Below are 17,402 nucleotides of genomic sequence, written 5' to 3'. Positions count from 1 at the left end.
GGGCGATGCCGTAAGGGGCGCGGGCCGCCCCGCTCGCGGGGGATCCTCGGCCCCGCCTCGATCGTCACCGGCATCCGGTTCCCGGCCGGCGGCAGCGGGCAGGCCGCCAGGTCCGTGTAGGCGCGCGGCGGGTTCGCAGCACGGTTGAATTCAGGGACGACCGTGCCACCCCAGCCGCGGTTTGTTCGACATGCTCGTCTCCTGCTCGTCCGTCCAAGGCGTCTCCTGGCAACTCGCCTCCGGACCGATCGCCGCAAAGAACCAGGTCTCGCGGCTGATCGCGGACCCGGGATGCCGGCTCAGATGGGCGGCTGCTTCGCCTCCGGCGGCTCGGCCGGAATCCTGTCCGCACTCGTAACCGCCCGCGACGCGGGACGACGCCCGCGGCCCCGGTGACCGTACACCGGTCAGGATCGCCCGTTCAGCACTCGGGCAGGGGACCGCAGGGGAATGCTCCCGCGACTCGCGTCCGCCGTGTCATGGTGCGCCCCGGAGCCCTGTCCCGACCCCACGGTCGCCGGGGCCCCATGGTGCTCCCCCGCCGAAGATCAGGGCACCCGCCGACACCCTTCAGACCCATTTCGCTCAACCCTCGGATCGGTGATCACCGCGCTGTCTCGCGGCATGGGGCACGCGATCGAGGAAGTCCCTTCGCCGGCCGGGGAAACGGGACCAGGCTGCTGACGGAGATTCGGCGAGGGCTTCACCTTCCTGCGCGGCGAGCCGCTGATGCGTACCGGCAACGGCCGCTCTCGCGCGGCCTGATGGGCAGTGTCTTGGGGGGCGCGGCAGTCGGCGTCGTGCACGCCGATCTCCAGCAGCGGGCGCACCCCGGTCCGAGGTCCGCGGGCCCAGACGGGGCCGCGGTGCGGACGGCGTTTCGTCGTGGACCCGCGCGCGGCACGTGATTGCTCCGCTGCTTCACGGCCGGGAGCCAAACCGAACGCTCCGGTCCCATATCGGCCCGCCCGCGCAGCGCGCGGGTCATGCGGTTGCGCGCGGCCGCCGGCACGCACCGCCGGGCCGACCACAGAGCTGTGAAGGCCGAGGTCGACAACTCGTCGAAGGCCCGGTGGTGGCCCGGGCTACCGGGAGGCCGCCGCAGGCTGCTGCTTGTAGAAGGACTCCTCCAGGTAGGCGGCCTCGTGCGGCTGGTAGGGCTCCTCCAGGTAGGCGGCCTCGTCTTCGTCGAGTTCGACGTCCACAGCGGCGACCGCGTCGGCCAGCTGGGCCGGCTTGGTGACTCCGACGATGGGCGAGGTCACCGCCGGGTTGCGCATGACCCAGGCCAGGGCGACCTGGGCCGGGGACAGACCCCGCTTGCCCGCGATCTCGTGGACGCGCTCGGCCACCGCCTGGTCCCCGTCGCGGTAGAGGATCTTGCCGCCCGGGTCCGTCGCGGCACGCGCCGTGGCAATGTCCCGGACCCGCGTCAGCCTGCCCCGCGCCAGCGGGCTCCACGGGATCACGCCGATGCCCTGGTCGGCGCAGAGCGGGAGCATCTCCCGCTCCGCTTCCCGGTGGATGAGGTTGTAGTGGTCCTGCATCGACACGAACCGGGTCCAGCCGTTCAGGTCAGCCAGGTACAGGGCCTTGGCGAACTGCCAGGCGTACATGGAAGAGGCGCCGATGTAGCGGACCTTCCCGGACCTGACCGCGTCGTGCAGCGCCTCGAGGGTTTCCTCGATCGGGGTGTCGTAGTCCCAGCGGTGGATCTGGTACAGGTCGATGTAGTCGGTCCCCAGTCGCTTCAGAGAGGCGTCGAGCTCGGCGAAGATCGCCTTGCGGGACAGCCCGGCGCCGTTCGGGCCGGGGCGCATCCGCATCCAGACCTTGGTGGAGAGAACGACTTCCTCGCGCCGGGTGAAGTCCTTGACCGCCTGACCGACGATCTCCTCGCTGCTTCCGGCGCTGTACCCGTTGGCCGTGTCAAGGAAGTTGACGCCGGCCTCGAGGGCCTGCTTGATGATGTCCCGGCTGGCCTCCGCGCCCAGCGACCAGGGCTCGCCGCCCCGGTCCGGCTCGCCGAAGCTCATGCAGCCGAGGGCGATGGCGGAGACTTCCAGCCCGGTCGTTCCGAGTTTGATGTATCGCATGCTTCCGAACCTAGGAGTTGGAGTGCGCTTTAACGCAAATGCGTCTCGGTCCGGAATTCGGAGGCGTGCACGACCGATCATCGCTCGATCACTGAGAGATTCCACGGGAGGCGGAGTGCCGCTCAGCGCCGTGTCTGGCAGGCGAGTTGAGCGTTGTCCGACCTTGTGGGGGCATCACCGTGGATCGTGTCGGACGAGCTGTGGGAGCGGATCGAGCCGCTGTTGCCGAGGAAGGAACGGCGCTGCTGTACACGGACATCGCACGAGCTGCTGCCGGCCGGCCGCAACCGTTCACGGGCCGCGGCTCAGTTCCCCTGAGTGAGGATCCCGCGCTGGACATGATCCCGGAGTTCGCGCCGGTTGGTGAGGGCCAACTTCTCGTAGACGTGGCTGAGGTGGTATTCGACGGTCTTGGAGCTGACGAACAATTCCTTGCCGATCTCCTTGTTGGTAAGTCCTCGGCCGACGAGATGGGCGATCTCCCGTTCTCGGGCGCTGAGTTCCCGCACGACGACGGCCTCGCGGGTGGTCGTGGCGGGCTGTGCCGGTTGGGAAAGATCCTGGGCGCAGCGTTCGAGGAAGGGCCGGGCCTGCACCCTCCGCAGTCGCTGACGTGCCTCGTTGAGCCACTTGTCGGCGGCCGCCATGTGTCCCGAGTGCCGCAGGACCAGACCGTAGTCGTGCTCCAGCAGCGCGGTGTGAAGCAGGGGTGCGTCCGTCTGGTAGAGCGACGCCAGCCCTTGTTCGAAAGTGGTACGGGCCAGCGCCAGGTTCCCGCGATGCGAGGCCAGCCGGCCGGGCAGCCATGACGCGGACGCCCGCAGGCAGGGGAAGTCCTCCGCGGTGACCCGCAGATGCGAGATCTCGGCCTCCGCCTCACGCATCCGCCCCAGTCCGATGAGCGCCTCCGCGTGCAGGGGCAGCCAGTACACCTGCAATTGGCGGGCCCATCCCGTCTTCGACTGTGCCAACGGCTCCAAGGCAGTCAGCATCGCCTGGTGATCACCGCGGGCCTGCGCGTAGATCGCCCTGCTGGCCGCGCACAAGGCAGACGTGTGCGCGGTGTCCACCCGGTCGGTGACGGTTCTCCAAGGCGTGCAGGTGTTCCAGCGCCGCGGCCCACTCGCCTCGTCCGGCGGCGAGCCAGCACAGAGCCGCGTACTCCCATGCGTAGGCGGCCGTGTCCCCTTCGCCGTTGGCGGTGATGGCGAATCCCCGCTCGCAGCTGATCGGGACGTCCTCCCAGTCCCCGAGAAGGTACTGCGCAATGGCCAGGTGTGCGTGGGTGAAGTCGGACAGCGTCGAAACTCTGTGTGCTCTGCCCAGTCCAGTGCCGTGCGGCACTCCTCGGCTCCTCGCTTCAGCGAGCCCGAGGCGACACGCAGTGTTCCCCGCGGGGAGAGGAGAGCGACGTCGTGAGGGCCGGTCTCGGGCGTGGCTCGTAGCACCGTCGGTGTGACGTGGGAGAGTTCCCGCAGTGCCGTCTGCGGACCCTGGTCGAGGGCTAGGGTCTGTTGCGAAAGTGGATCTTGTTCGTTGATGATCACCTTTCGTGGGACGTGGGGATCTGACGAACGGCCAGTGGGCCCGGCTTGAGCCGTTGCTGCCGCAAGGCATCAAGCCGGGTCGTCCGCAGGTGTGGACGCGGCGGCAGCTGATAGACGGCATACGGTGGCGGACCCGGACCGGTGCCCCATGGCGTGACGTGCCCGAACGCTACGGGCCGTGGGACCGGGTTTATGACCTGTTCCGGCGCTGGCAGCGGGACGGCACCTGGGCGAGGATCCTCACCCAGCTCCAGGCCGAGGCCGATGCGGAGGGCCTGGTCACCTGGGACGTGAACGTCGACTCCACCGTCTGCCGGGCTCACCAGCACGCTGCCGGCGCGGTGAAAAGGGGGATCTCCAGAAGGAACCGCCCGGCGGGATCTTCGTCGAGCCGGCCGACCACGGTCTCGGACGATCCCGCGGCGGGCTGACCAGCAAAATCCACCTCGCGGTCGAGCAGGGGCAGAAGCCCTTGTCCGTCGTGATCACGGCTGGACAGCGGGGCGATTCCCCGCAGTTCGAAGCGGTCCTGGAAGCCATCCGGGTTCCGAGGCTGGGACTCGGCAGGCCGCGCAAGAGGCCGGACCGGGTGCGGGCCGACAAGGCGTACGACTCCCGCAGCAACCGCTCCTACCTGCGCAGACGCGGCATCAAAGCCACCATCCCAGTCCCTGCGGACCGCGTCCGCAACCGCCTCAAGCGCGGCTCGCGCGGCGGGCGTCCACCGGCGTTCGACAAGGACGACTACAGGCAGCGGCACGCGGTCGAGTGCGGGATCAACCGGCTCAAACGCCACCGGGCCGTCGCCACTCGGTACGACAAACTCGCCGTCCGCTACGAAGCGACAGTGCTGGTCGCAGCCATCAACGAGTGGCTTTGACCAGCACTTTCACAACACGCCCTAGCCCGGTGTACAGGTTGACCCAGGCGTAGGTAACGCTCGGGTCCAGCTCCAGTGCTCGCCGAGCTGCCTCGATCCCCTCCTCGTAGCGGCCGAGAAAGTTCAGTACCGCGCTCAGTGCGGTCTCCACCACGCGACCGTGATCGACGATCAGAAGCTCGACGCCTCACTGCTTACTGTGCACGAGCTCGTAAGAGCTGCCCCGTAACTACTGATCGAGGCGGACGCCTCGGAGTTCGACGGGTGCACTTGCCGCAGCCAGGGCTCGGTTGACGGTCTTCTCGGTGAGGAGTGGTGGCTCACCTGTCCCGTCCGTGGCCCCTGCGGACTCACGACGGACACATCAGCCGCTCATGGGGCGAATGCAGCGGTGATGATCTGGTTGACCAGGCCCATGTCGTTGCCTCCACCGGTCACGGGATTGAAGCAGTACACCAGGCGGCGGCGGAGGTCAGGGGTGGTGAACATGCCGTCGGTGTAACCGTAGGTGCTGCCGGTTTTGCCCCACACTGTCATGCTTGGGCGGCCGGTCGCGGCCGGGAATCGTGGCGCGCATCAGACCGGCGCTGTAGTAGGCCCAGCCCTGTCCCGGATCCTTTTCGGAGCCGCCCAGATAGGGCACGCGGGGGACGGCGAGCAGTTCCTTCATCTGGGCCGGTGCCAGGAGCCGCCCTCGGAACAAGGCGGTAAGGAAGCGGTCGAGGTCGGCGGTGGTGGAGATCATGCCTCCGGCGCCCGGGTTCTGCTCGGTGACGTCGACCAGCTTGCTCCCTCCGTCGGATTGTGGGACTGCGAGGTACCCATGGGCGTGCGGGCCGGAGATGGTGGGGTCGGTCTCGGGGGCAGTGGTGTACCGCAGGTGCAGCGGGTGCAGGATGCGACTGGTGATCTCCTGCTCGTAGCTGTGTCCGGTGAGCTTCTCCACGAGCATGGCCGCGACGTAGTAGCCGGTGGCTCCGTATGCCTGCATACTGCCTGGCTCGGTGAAGGGCCGGTCATGTCGGACCGCCGTGGCGACCAGCTGGGACAGCGGATGGTCATCAAAGCGGTGCTGGACGATGGCGTCGGGCGTGGACGGCATGTCGTCGGCCGTCAGTTCGGGCAGGCTGCTGGTGAAGTTCAGCAGGGTGCGAACCGGAATCGGCGGGTAGCCGGCGGGCAGGACGTCGGGGAGGTAGTACTGGACGGGCTGGTCGAGGTCGACGCGGTGTTCGGCGGCCAGTTGCAGCATCACGGTGGCAATGAAGGTCTTGGTGACGCTGCCGAGCCGGAAACGACCGTCGAACGGAACCGGCTGCTGCGTCGCCGTGTCGGCGACGCCGTACGTCCCCGTCCAGTGTCCGGCCGGCCCGCTGACCCGTGCCAGCGCCCCTGTTACTCGGTTCGGTGCGCTGGAGATCGCCCGCTGAAGGACCTGAGGGTTCAGTTTGGGCAACGAGCCGTCGGCACGATGGCCTGCGGCGGCCGGGTGCACGGCCGGCGTGGCCTGCGCGGGTTCAGCCCCACCTATGACCACGGCGGCAATGGCCATGCACGACAGCACAGCCCACGTTCGCTTGTGTCGCCGGGGCCTCGGGGCGGTCGTACGGTGGTTGGAAGAAGGCTCGAACGTCATGCCCACGAGAATGCTGCTTACCCGGCTCTGCAATCATCAGGGGTCACCCCGGAGTTAGCCCTGGGCTAACCCTGACCCAACACTGAATCCGCAACTCGGCAGTCGCTGGCGTCGCCCAAGCGTTGCCGCTCCAGGGTGGGGATGGCTTTGGCGGTTGCCGTCATGCGGTTTGGGGGCTTGCGTTCGATGCCGGTGCTCGCCCAGGGACCGCCGCCCTGGTAGGCGAGGTCGGCCAGGATGGGGACGCCCTGGCGCTCGCAGATGCGGATGATCCGGTGGGTGCGGGCGGCGGTCAGATCGAAAGCCCGGCCAGGCAATGCGGGTGAGAGCCACAGCGGCCGGCCGCCCGGATCGGTGACCACCTGCACGCTCCAGCGGCGTTTGTAGCTCTCGGGGTCGAAGGCCGGTGGCCTGCCGCCACGGCTGCCCCGACGTAGCCGGTGTCCGCGCTGGCCGGCGGGGACGGGGATCACTGCGCGGATGCCGCGCCTGCGCAAGTGTTCGCGGATCGCGCGGGATGAATACGCCTTGTCGGCCAAGACCAGGTCGGGTGTGGCACGGGGCCGTCCTCGCCGGCGGGGAACGCGCAGGCGGGCCATTGCGGCGAGGTGGATCTTCGTGCTCAGTCCGCCGCGGGAGCGGACGCTGGCATGGTCGTCCGGTTCACCGGCCGGGGCCCTTTTTGCGGGCGCTGGCTGCGTGCTGGTGAGCCCATGGTCCCGCCAACGGGCCACCCCGTTTCGGGGCCCGGTCCGGGAGCAGCGGCTCAATCCGCGCCCACCGCGCATCAGTCAACGGCACACCCGGACCAACGACCAGCTGATCCAAACGAAACTGCCTAGCTAGGCGCTGGTGCGCCCCCGGTACCGCCGGGCTCTTGGTGGAGCTGTCACATCTGCCGCAGTTGCGATGGGTGGCGATCCGGACCAACCTGTCGTGCCGCAACGGCTGGCTCACGGAGGCCGACCGGGACACGGTGGCGCTGCGTGCACACCATCCGGGGGAGATGCCGTACGAGCGACCGAGGGGCGCTCCTATGGCAACGTCGAGGCGGCGAGGCTCAGGCGAATGAGGACTGCGGCCGATGCGGCAGCGCAGACATCAGCCCCACTTGCGGGGCGCGCCCGCGTCTGACCGCTCTCCAGGCCGCCCGAGTGACGGTCATCACGGATGCCCTTGAGGGGGTGCTGCGTAGGCTTGTGCCGTCGTCGCGGTGGGGGACGGGGGAGCGCGCGAAACCCTCGTCCAGTCGGTCGCCTGACGAGACATCAGGAAAGTCGGCAAGTGGTCAGCGTGAGTCCCGGAAATCCTGGGGGGAGCTGCCCGGACGTGCGACTCATTGTAGGGTATGGAAACAGCCCTTGACCTGCAAAAACGCAGGCAGGGAGCCTACTTGTGGGAGCCCCAATGTTGCGTACCATGTTCAAGTCCAAGATCCATCGGGCCACCGTCACCCAGGCCGACCTGCACTACGTGGGATCCGTGACGATCGACGCCGACCTGCTCGACGCGGCGGATCTGCTGCCCGGGGAGCTGGTGCACATCGTGGACATCACGAACGGCGCCCGGCTGGAGACGTACGTCATCGAGGGGGAGCGCGGGTCCGGGGTCGTGGGGATCAACGGGGCGGCGGCGCATCTCGTGCACCCCGGGGACCTGGTGATCATCATCAGCTACGCGCAGGTCGACGACGCCGAGGCGCGGGAGTTGAAGCCGCGGGTCGTGCATGTCGACGCCGACAATCGGATCGTGGCCCTCGGTGCCGACGCGTCCGAGCCGGTGCCGGGGTCCGACCAGCGGCGCAGCCCGCAGGCCGTGACGGCCTGACTCCGGTCGGCACAGTCGGGCGCCGCTCTCGGGTGAGTGGCCCGGCGGTGGTCGGGTAGGCGGGGGAATAGTCCAGAGGCGACGTCCAGTGACAACGACGACCGCGCGGAGGGCACGATGACGAACCCGCACCCCGACCCCGCCCCACCGGGCACCCCACCCACCCCGGAGCCGCCCCCACCGCCGGACCCCTACCCGAGCCCGGTACCACCCCCGGAACCCGGCCCCGGCCCCGAGCCGACCCCGCCCCCACCCGGTCCGGGTCCACAGCCGACCCCACCGCCACCTGGCCCCGGGCCGCTGCCGACCCCACCCGCGCCCGGCCCCCCGGAGCCGTCCCCCTCCCCGATCCCGCCGGGCCCCGAACCCGTACCCAACCCCGAACCGGGCCCACCCCTGACCACCTGAAACAGGGCCCGGCACGGAGGTGCCCCCAGGGGGCGCGGGGAACTGTGCGGCCGGCCGCGACGAACCCGCGGCCGGCCGACGACAGCTCCCCGTGCCTCCTCGGGCGCACCCGGAACGCGCGGCTCCAGCGCTACGCCGAGACCTCACTCCGATCCCCGCCCCACAGCGTGTGGAACGCCCCCTCCCGGTCCACCCTCCGATACGTGTGCGCCCCGAAGAAGTCCCGCTGCCCCTGCGTGAGCGCCGCGGGCAGCCGGGGGGCGCGCAGCCCGTCGTAGTAGGACAGGGCCGCCGCGAAGCCCGGCGTCGGCACGCCCTGCCGTACCGCCGTGGCCAGCACCTCGCGCCAGTCGTCCTGGGCCGCCGCGATCTCCCGGGCGAACGTCTCGTCGGACAGCAGGCTCGGCAGGTCTGGGCGGGCGTCGTACGCGGCGCGGATCCGGTCGAGGAACGCCGCGCGGATGATGCAGCCGGCGCGCCAGATCGCGGAGACGGCGCCCTGGTCGATGTCCCAGCCGTACTCCTCGCCGCCCGCCGCGATCTCGTGGAAGCCCTGGGTGTACGACACGATCTTGGACGCGTACAGCGCCTGCTCCACCCGGTCCGCGAACGCCGCCGCCTCCGCCCCGCTCAGCGGCGCCGGCCGGGGACCGGCGAGATGGCGGGAGGCCGCCCGCAGCGCGGCGTGGCCGGACAGGGAGCGGGCGAAGACGGCCTCCGCGATGCCGGAGACCGGGACGCCGAGGTCGAGCGCGATCTGGACGGTCCAGCGGCCGGTGCCCTTCTGCTCGGCCTGGTCCACCACCACGTCCACGAACGGCTTGCCGGTCGCGGCGTCCACATGGGACAGCACCTCGGCGGTGATCTCGATCAGATAGGAGTCGAGCCGCCCGGTGTTCCAGGTCCGGAAGATGTCCGCGATCTGCGCCGGAGAGTATCCCCCCACATCGCGCAGCAGCTGGTACGCCTCCCCGATGAGCTGCATGTCGGCGTACTCGATGCCGTTGTGCACCATCTTCACGAAGTGCCCGGCGCCGTCCGGACCCACATGGGTCACACAGGGCGCGCCGTCCTTCGCCTTCGCGGAGATCTTCTCCAGCATCGGGCCCAGCGAGGCGTACGACTCCTTCGAACCGCCCGGCATGATGCTCGGCCCGTGCAGCGCGCCCTCCTCGCCGCCGGAGATGCCGGTGCCGACGAAGTGGATGCCCTGCTCGCGCAGCTCCCGTTCCCGGCGCCGGGTGTCCGCGAAGTGCGCGTTGCCCCCGTCGATGATCATGTCGCCGGGCTCCAGGAGCGGTGCGAACTCCTTGATCACCGCGTCCGTGGGGTCACCGGCCTTGACCATGATCATCAGTCGGCGCGGGCGCTCCAGGGCGGCCACGAACTCCTCGGCGGTCTCGGTCGCGATGAAGTCGCCCTCCTGCCCGAACTCCTTCACCAGATCGTGCGTCCGCGACGCCGTGCGGTTGTGCAGGGCGACCGTGTAGCCGTTGCGCGCGAAGTTCCGGGCGAGATTGCGGCCCATGACCGCGAGGCCGGTGACGCCGATCTGCGCTGAAGTGCTCATACCGCCTGCTCCCTGATCGCCTCGTGAGTACGGCCCCCGTGTGGTACGGGTCCCCGCCCATCCTGACGTGACCCCAGGGCGAGCGCACATCAGACCCGCCGTTCCCGGGAGCGGAGCGCGGGCGCCGACCGTGCCGGACTGGGTAGCGCCCCGTCAACAGCCTTACGATCATGGCCAGTTGGCGCCCATGTAAGGCCGAAACGCCGTCTTGTCGTGGCATGTGCGCGGCGCATAGCTTTGCCCCTCCTGACGCATGAGGGGACCTCGCGCATGGCCCTAAGCGGCCGGCACCGCCGGTATCAGCCGAACAGGATCAACCGCGCCTCGCTCACGGTCACGGCGGGCGGCGCGGGCCTCGCGCTCCCGCTGATCGCCGCGGGAACGGCCGCGGGCACGGCCATCGGGGCGGACGCCCGCACCGGCACCGAGGCCGGTTCCCCCGCGGGTCCGCGGGCCGACACCGCGGACGCCGCGCCCGGCCGGGCCCTCGACGCCTCCGCCCACGATGTGCGCCCCCAGACCACGCCCCAGTCCCGCGCCGGTCGCACCACGATGTACACGGTGGTCCACGGCGACACCCTCTCCGGCATCGCCGACGAGCATCACGTCCCGGGCGGGTGGCGAAAGCTCTACGCGGCCAACCGTGCCACCGTCGGCGCCGACCCCGATTTGATCCTGCCGGGCGAGCGGCTCGGTCTGCACCCCGCGAAGGCCCCCGCCGGACCCGCCAAGGTCACGAAAGCGCCCGCCAAGGCCGCCGAGAAAGCCAAGCCCACCGAGTCCGCCAAGAAAAAGCTGACTTCACACCCGGAGAAGCCCAAGGCTCACCACCAGAACACGAGCATCGTGGCCCCGGTCCACGCCGCCATCGGCACCGGCTACCGCGTGGCCGGCCCGTACTGGTCGAAGGGCTACCACACCGGCGTCGACTTCCTCGTGCCGACCGGCACCGCCGTGCACGCCGCCGAGGCCGGGGAGGTGGTGGCCGCGGGCTGGGGCGGCTCCTACGGGTACCAGGTGGTGCTCCGGCACTCCGACGGGCACTACACCCAGTACGGACATCTGTCGGCCATCTCCGTACGGGTCGGCCAACGCGTCGCCGCCGGCGGCCGCATCGCCCGCTCCGGGGCCACCGGCAATGTCACGGGCCCCCATCTGCACTTCGAGGTGCGCACGGGGCCCGGTTTCGGCACGGACATCGATCCGCTCGGCTATCTCCGGGCCCACGGCGTCAGGATCTGACCCGCGGTCGTCGTCGGTGCGGGAGCGTCCGGCGGGCGTACGGCGCCGCCGGTGCCCGCTCCCCGGGCGGTGCGGGCCCGTCCGCGTCCCCCGGGGCGATGTCGGCCGCCGGATCGAAGAGTTCCCCCGGTCCCGGCTCCACCCCCTGTTCCGTGAGCGGTCCGTCGGCGTGCGCGGGGCCTCGTACGTCCTCCCCGTCGACCCGCTGCCTCGGCACCGAGGAGAGCACCGCGCCGGTGATCTGCGCCCCGACGGCGGGCGAAGGCTCCGGGGCCGGCGTCTCCGTCTCCTCCATCCGCTCCGTGGTCAGCATGATCAGCCCGCCCGCCGCCAGCACCCCGCACCCCAGGGCGAGCAGGGTGCCCGTCGTGCCGTAGCGGAAGGTCTCGCCGAACATGAGGATGCCGACGACGGCGGCCAGGACCGGGTTGACCACGGTCAGGGTGGCGAGCGGCGCGGTCAGGCCGCCGCCCCCGTAGGAGGCCTGGGACAGCAGTACGCCGGCCACCGAGAACACGGCGATCAGCGCCAGTGAGAACAGGGTGCCGGAGGAGTCGAGGTCACCGTCCCAGTCGACGGTGACGGACTTGGTGAACACCGAGGACATGCCGAACGCCGTGCCGGCCGCCGTCGCGAGCAGCACGCTGCGCACCGCGGGGTGCCGGTGGGCGGCCCGGCTCGCGCACATCAGCGCCACCACCGCGCCGCCGGTGACGATCGCGGCCGCCAGTCGCTGGGCGGCGTCCAGCGCGTGGTCCTCGGAGGAGCCGACCAGGGAGAGCAGCCCGGCGAGCCCGACGGTGGCCATCACGGCGCCCCGCCAGGCGGTCGCCCCGGCCCGGCGGCCGACGCACAGCGCGGCCAGGGGCAGGGCGAAGACGATGGTCAGCGCGCCGAGCGGCTGGACGATGCTCAGCGGACCGTAGGCCAGTGCCACCACGTGCAGCAGCCCGCCGAGGCCGTTGAGCGCTAGCGCGCCCCACCAACCGGGCCTGCGCAGCGGGAGATACGCGCTGTCGGGAGACGTCACGGCGACGCGCTCCTGCACGATCGCGCCGCCCGCGTAGCCGAGGGCGGACACGAGCGACAGCAGCACGGACAGCGCGAGGGCGCTCATCTGCCTCTCCCGCTCATCGGTGTCTCCTGTACGTGGGGCGGGGGGCCTGGGCCCGGCGCGGCCTACGGTCGGCTTCCATGGTCAACACTCTGCCCGCCCGCGCTCTTCCCGTCGTCGTCCCTGAGCACGCGATGCGTCCTACTCCCGATGGAGTACACCGGTTCGGTGATCATCCCTCAGGTGGGTTACCCAGGGGGGAGCCCCCGACAACCGGTGCGCGAACGGGCCTGGTACGAGTGTCCTCGTGGACCTCGACCCCGAACTCGCCGCCCTCCGCCCGCCGGGCCCCTTCTTCGCCCTGCGCACGGACCCCTACGGGGACCCGTCCGGGCTGCCGACCCTCGCGGCGGCCTACGCCCCGGACGGCCCCGACGATCCCCTGGCAGCACGGGTGCGCCTCGTCGCCCACCGCCTGCGCACCCCCGAGCCCCGGGTCGCCGCCTCCCTCGCCCAGCAGGGCCTGGCCGCCCGGCTCTGGTCGGTCGCGCTGGGCTGTGCCGTCCTGTACGGCCGGCTGCCCGAGCTGCGCCCGAGCCTGCTGCGCTGGGACATCGAGGCGGCCGCGCCCGACGACCTGTGGCTCACCGAGGTGTCCCCGGCGCCCGGGGATTTCGCCGCCGCCGCCACCGCCACCGCCACCGCCACCGCCGCCACCGCCCTCGCCGACGCCGTGCTGCACGGCCATCTGGAGCCCCTGGGGGAGACCCTGAGAGCCCATTACGGGATCGCCTCCGGGCTGCTGTGGGGCAACGCGGGCTCCGCGCTCGCCGGAGCCGCCCGGGAGCTGGAGCGCTGGGCCCGTGCCCAGGGACGCCCCGACACGGCGGCACACACCCGTGCGCTCGCCGGTGAACTCTTCGCCCACCCCCTGCTGCGGACCACAGGAACCCGCACCGCCGCCACCACCGGCACCGTCTTCCGCCGCCGCAGCTGCTGCCTGTACTACCGCGTCCCCGGCGGCGGCGTGTGCGGCGACTGCTGCTTCTCCCGGCCCCCGGCGGCACCGGGCACCTCAACCGTCGTACCGGACAAGGGGGATGGGGCGACCGGCTGAAGTGCCGTACGAGGGGGGCGCGACCGGGGCGCGGCTCTTCTCACGGCCCGTCAAATCACCCTCGTCCGCGACGCGTTTACCCTCTCCCGTCGCGCAATGCCCGGTTTCACGGCGTTCGCCCGCCACGATGCAGGCAACGATGTCGAACCTCCGGAGGTCATCCGAGATGAGAGGGACCCGGCGCACACGGCTGTGCCTGGCCTGGGTGATGGCAGCGTCCGCGCTGATCGCCACCCCCGCCGCAGGAGCCGCCGAGCGGACCGACGGCCACCTCACCGACCTGGTGAACCCCTTCATCGGGAGCCAGGACGAGGGCAACACCTTCCCCGGCGCCGCCGTGCCCTTCGGCATGGTGCAGCTCTCGCCCGACACCGGGCACAACACCGGCTACGACTACACCCAGAGCCGGATCCGCGGCTTCTCGCTGGTCCATCTCTCGGGCGTGGGCTGCCGGATCGGCGGCGACCTGCCCGTGCTGCCCACCACCGGCGACTTCACGCAGACCGACGACGCCAAGTACGCGGCCGCCTTCGCGCACGGCGACGAGACGGCGAGCCCCGGCTACTACCGCGTCGGCCTCGCCTCCGGTGTCCGCGCCGAGTTGACCGCCTCCGCCCGCACCGGTGTGCAGCGCTACACCTTCCCCGCCACCACCAAGGCCAACGTCCTGCTGAACGCGGCCCAGTCGCTGCACAAGGCGGGCGGCAGCAAGGTGGAGATCCTGGACGACCGCACCGTGCGCACCGAGATCACCGGGCACGGTTTCTGCCGGGACACCGGTCCGTACACGGTCTACACGATCACCCGTTTCAGCCGGCCCTTCACCGCGTACGGCACCTGGGACGGCGCCACCGTCACCGCGGGCTCGCGCGCCGGACGGGGCGGCGCCTATGTCCGCTTCGACACCACCGGGGACCGTACGGTCGAGGCGACCACCGCGCTGTCGTACGTCGACGCGGCGGGCGCCGCGGGCAATCTGCGGTCCGAGGGCGGCCGGTCGTTCGACACCGTGCGCAGGGCGGCCCGCGCGCAGTGGGAGACGCGGCTTGCGGGGGTGCGGGTGCGGGGCGGCACCGACACCCTGCGCCGTACGTTCTACTCCTCGCTGTACCGCTCGTACCTCGCGCCCAACGTCGGCGGCGACGCCGACGGCCGCTACTTCGGCTGGGACCGGCGCGTTCACCGCGCGCGGGGATTCACGTACTACCAGAACTGGTCGCTGTGGGACACCTACCGCACCCAGGCCCAGCTGCTCGCCCTGCTCGCGCCGCGCGAGGCGCGGGACATGGCCCGCTCGGTGGTGGCGATCGACGAGGACGGCGGCTGGCTGCCCAAGTGGGGCTACGGCCCGGTCGAGACGAATGTGATGAGCGGCGACCCGGTCACCCCGTTCCTGACCACGGCCTATCAGATGGGCCTGCTGAAGGGGTTCGAGGAGCGGGCCTACCGGGCGCTGCGCAAGAACGCGGACGGGGTGCCGCCCGCCGCCAACCCGGGCATCGGGCGGGAGGCCAACGCCGAGTACATCAGGGACGGCTTCGCCCCGTTCGACAAGGACCGGCCGCTGGCCAAGATGGGCGACTCCGACTACCACCACGGTGCCTCCGTCACCCTGGAGTACGCCCTCGCCGACGCCATGCTCGCCCAGATGGCCCGGGGCCTCGGGCATGACTCCGACGCGGCGCGGTACGCGGCCCGCTCCCGCGACTACCGCACCATCTTCGATCCCTCGACCGGCTTCTTCCGGGCCCGTGACGCCTCCGGCGCCTTCACCGGCTCCCCCGACCCGGCGCTCGGCACCGGCTTCCACGAGGGCACGGCCTGGCAGTACCAGTGGCTGGTCCCGCAGGACCTGACCGGCATGATCGGACTGATCGGCGGCAAGCGCGCCGCCAACGACCGCCTGGACTCCTTCTTCGCCTACGACCGGCTGCTCGCCGACCCGGCGCGGACGGCCCGTGAGGTGTGGGTGCACGGCGACGCGTACGCCTACTACAACGCGGCCGTCTACAACCCGATGAACGAGCCCGATCTGATCGCGCCCTACACCTACCTCGCCACCGGCCAGCCGTGGAAGACCACCGACGTGGTGCACGCGGCCCTGACCCTGTTCACCGACGGCCCCACCGGTATGACCGGCAACGACGACCTCGGCACCATGTCCGCCTGGAACGTGCTGTCCTCCATCGGGCTGTTCCCGATCCAGCCCGGCTACGACACCTGGGGCCTGTCCACCCCGGTCTTCGACCGCGTCGACCTCGCCCTGGACCGCCGCTACTGGCCGAGCGGGGGACTGACCGTCACCGCGCCGGGCACCTCGGCCGCCGACCGCTACGTCCAGGGCGTGCGCGTCGACGGTTCGGCCCACGGGCGGACGTATCTGACGACGCGTGCGCTGCGCTCCCTGCGCTCGCTGGCGTTCACGGTCGGCCCGCGCCCGTCAGGGTGGGGTACGTCGGCCCAGGCGGCGCCCCCGGTACTGAAGTGACCTCAGGCGTCTCCTGAGTCCCGCCCCGTTCGGCGGGGCGGGACTTTATCCGTTGTTAACTGAGCGTATATCGATCACACTTGACCGTAATCGACTGTCGGGGATTGACTGAAGTTCCCTTCCGTCGACGCGCGAGGCAAGCCCGTGACCTCCGATCTGCTCGCTCCCCTCGACCTTGCCTTCTGGAACATCGAGTCCGACCGGCACCCGATGCACCTGGGCGCACTCGGTGTCTTCGGCGCGCACTCGCCCACCGCGGGCGCCCACGCCGCCGACCTGCTCGCCGCCCGCGCCGCCGCCGTCCCCGGGCTCCGCCTGCGCATCCGCGACGTCTGGGGGCCGCTCGCCTTCGGCAGTGCCACCCGCGAGGCGGACCCGGACTTCGATCCGCTGAACCATGTACGGCTGCACGCGCCGACCGGCGACTTCCACGCGGCCGCCGGACGACTGATGGAGCGTCCGCTGGAGCGCGGCCGGCCGCCCTGGGAGGCGCATGTCCTGCCCGGCGAGGACGGGGTCTCCTTCGCCGTGCTCTTCAAGTTCCACCACGCCCTCGCCGACGGGCTGCGCGCGCTCAAGCTCGCCGCGGGCGTCCTCGATCCGATGGACATGCCCGAGCGGCCGGCCCGCCCCGCCGAACCGCCGCGCCGCGCGCTGCCGCATGTACGCGAGCTGCCCGGCATGCTCCCCGGCCTGGTCAGGGGCGCCCTCTCCGATGCGGGGCGGGCCCTGGACATCGGTGCCTCCCTCGCCCTGTCCACCCTGCGCATGCGCCCCAGCACCGCGCTCGCCTCCCCGCCCAGCGGTACCCGCCGCACCGCCGGTGTCGTCCTGGACATCGACGATGTGCACCGGGTGCGCAAGACGGCAGGGGGCACCGTCAACGACGTCCTCATCGCGGTCGTCGCCGGTGCGCTGCGCCGCTGGCTCGACGAACGCGGCGACGGCAGCACCGGGGTGGCGCCGCGCGCCCTGATCCCCGTCTCCCGGCGCCGCCCGCGCACCGCCCAGCCACCCGGCAACCGGCTCTCCGGCTATCTGATACGGCTCCCCGTGGACGAGCCCGACCCGCTCGGCCGGCTCGCCGCCGTGCGCACCGCGATGGTCCGCAACAAGGACGCGGGCCCCGACCGGGGCGCCGGCGCGGTCGCGCTGCTCGCCGACCATGTGCCGGCGCTCGGCCACCGGCTCGGCGGCCCGCTCGTCGGCCAGGCGGCACGGCTGTGGTTCGACATCCTGGTCACGAGCGTGCCGCTGCCCGGCGTGGGCCTGCGGCTCGGCGGCCACCAGCTGACCGAGGTCTACCCGCTGGCCCCGCTCGCGCCCGGCCAGTCGCTCGCCGTCGCGATCTCGACGTACCGCGGGCGGGTGCACTACGGCCTGGTCGCGGACGCGGCGGCGGTACCGGACCTGGACCGGTTCGCGCACGCGGTGTCGACGGAGGTGGCGACGCTGCTGGCGGCCTGCGACTGCTGAGGGGCGGGGCCCGGCCGGAGCCGCACCGGTCCCCGCCCGCCCCGGCTCCCCACCGGTTCCG

Annotated in this window: 13 protein-coding genes and 1 pseudogene; 6 read left to right on the top strand and 8 right to left on the bottom strand. The window is 71.4% G+C overall.

The window, feature by feature from the left end:
* Window positions 1-23: 23 nt before the first annotated feature.
* The 3 genes and pseudogenes from HEP81_RS41245 to HEP81_RS04570 form a co-directional block, all read right to left on the bottom strand.
* Window positions 24-167 (bottom strand): annotated as a pseudogene (locus tag HEP81_RS41245) (DUF1684 domain-containing protein); the annotation flags it as partial.
* Window positions 168-1,085: 918 nt separating this feature from the next.
* A complete protein-coding gene (locus HEP81_RS04575; protein ID WP_037662388.1) occupies window positions 1,086-2,096 on the bottom strand; it encodes an aldo/keto reductase in 1,011 nt (336 codons plus the stop codon).
* Window positions 2,097-2,401: 305 nt separating this feature from the next.
* On the bottom strand, window positions 2,402-3,088 hold the full coding sequence (locus HEP81_RS04570; RefSeq protein WP_154821937.1) for a helix-turn-helix transcriptional regulator: 687 nt from the start codon (window positions 3,086-3,088) through the stop codon (window positions 2,402-2,404).
* A 560-nt stretch (window positions 3,089-3,648) separates the two neighbouring features.
* Between HEP81_RS04570 and HEP81_RS04565 the strand changes: the two genes are divergently transcribed.
* Window positions 3,649-4,523 (top strand): IS5 family transposase gene (locus HEP81_RS04565; RefSeq protein ID WP_207748323.1). Its coding sequence is split into 2 segments (ribosomal slippage): window positions 3,649-4,042 and window positions 4,042-4,523, totalling 876 coding nucleotides; the frame shifts between segments, so codons are not numbered across the junction.
* Here the strand turns inward: HEP81_RS04565 and HEP81_RS04560 are convergent.
* The 3 genes from HEP81_RS04560 to HEP81_RS41240 all read right to left on the bottom strand — a co-directional run bounded on the left by HEP81_RS04560 (window position 4,507) and on the right by HEP81_RS41240 (window position 6,758).
* Window positions 4,507-4,674 (bottom strand): tetratricopeptide repeat protein, encoded by a 168-nt coding sequence (locus HEP81_RS04560; protein ID WP_157854713.1) that lies wholly within the window; start codon window positions 4,672-4,674, stop codon window positions 4,507-4,509. The two genes, HEP81_RS04565 and HEP81_RS04560, sit on opposite strands and share 17 nt — an antisense overlap.
* Before the next feature lie 321 nt (window positions 4,675-4,995).
* A complete protein-coding gene (locus HEP81_RS04555) occupies window positions 4,996-6,075 on the bottom strand; it encodes a serine hydrolase domain-containing protein (protein WP_190275943.1) in 1,080 nt (359 codons plus the stop codon).
* A gap of 149 nt (window positions 6,076-6,224) precedes the next feature.
* Entirely contained in the window at window positions 6,225-6,758 is a 534-nt protein-coding gene (locus tag HEP81_RS41240) for a transposase (protein WP_078967838.1), read from the bottom strand.
* Window positions 6,759-7,566: 808 nt separating this feature from the next.
* On the opposite strand from HEP81_RS41240, the gene panD reads away from it, so the two are divergent.
* Window positions 7,567-7,986: an aspartate 1-decarboxylase gene (gene panD, locus HEP81_RS04540; RefSeq protein WP_037664635.1), complete on the top strand. Its 420-nt coding sequence runs from the start codon at window positions 7,567-7,569 to the stop codon at window positions 7,984-7,986.
* A gap of 538 nt (window positions 7,987-8,524) precedes the next feature.
* On the opposite strand, the gene gndA is transcribed toward panD, so the two are convergent.
* Complete coding sequence (gene gndA, locus HEP81_RS04535; protein WP_037656899.1) at window positions 8,525-9,964, bottom strand: NADP-dependent phosphogluconate dehydrogenase; 1,440 nt, start codon at window positions 9,962-9,964, stop codon at window positions 8,525-8,527.
* 270 nt (window positions 9,965-10,234) lie between these two features.
* Between gndA and HEP81_RS04530 the strand changes: the two genes are divergently transcribed.
* Window positions 10,235-11,206 (top strand): M23 family metallopeptidase, encoded by a 972-nt coding sequence (locus tag HEP81_RS04530; RefSeq protein ID WP_037656902.1) that lies wholly within the window; start codon window positions 10,235-10,237, stop codon window positions 11,204-11,206.
* On the opposite strand, the gene HEP81_RS04525 is transcribed toward HEP81_RS04530, so the two are convergent.
* Window positions 11,196-12,323 carry a DMT family transporter gene (locus tag HEP81_RS04525; RefSeq protein WP_078967420.1) on the bottom strand — a complete coding sequence of 376 codons (1,128 nt, stop codon included), beginning with the start codon at window positions 12,321-12,323 and terminating at the stop codon, window positions 11,196-11,198. The two genes, HEP81_RS04530 and HEP81_RS04525, sit on opposite strands and share 11 nt — an antisense overlap.
* 244 nt (window positions 12,324-12,567) lie before the next feature.
* On the opposite strand from HEP81_RS04525, the gene HEP81_RS04520 reads away from it, so the two are divergent.
* The 3 genes from HEP81_RS04520 (at window position 12,568) to HEP81_RS04510 (ending at window position 17,341) form a co-directional block, all read left to right on the top strand.
* Window positions 12,568-13,377 (top strand): (2Fe-2S)-binding protein, encoded by an 810-nt coding sequence (locus HEP81_RS04520; RefSeq protein WP_037656904.1) that lies wholly within the window; start codon window positions 12,568-12,570, stop codon window positions 13,375-13,377.
* A 166-nt stretch (window positions 13,378-13,543) separates the two neighbouring features.
* Window positions 13,544-15,865 (top strand): GH92 family glycosyl hydrolase, encoded by a 2,322-nt coding sequence (locus HEP81_RS04515; protein WP_037656906.1) that lies wholly within the window; start codon window positions 13,544-13,546, stop codon window positions 15,863-15,865.
* 144 nt (window positions 15,866-16,009) lie between these two features.
* On the top strand, window positions 16,010-17,341 hold the full coding sequence (locus tag HEP81_RS04510) for a wax ester/triacylglycerol synthase family O-acyltransferase (protein WP_037656908.1): 1,332 nt from the start codon (window positions 16,010-16,012) through the stop codon (window positions 17,339-17,341).
* Window positions 17,342-17,402: the final 61 nt, after the last annotated feature.

Source organism: Streptomyces griseofuscus (assembly GCF_014673495.1).
Classification (GTDB): Bacteria; Actinomycetota; Actinomycetes; order Streptomycetales; family Streptomycetaceae; genus Streptomyces; species Streptomyces murinus.
This window is presented reverse-complemented; position numbering and strand designations above follow the sequence as displayed.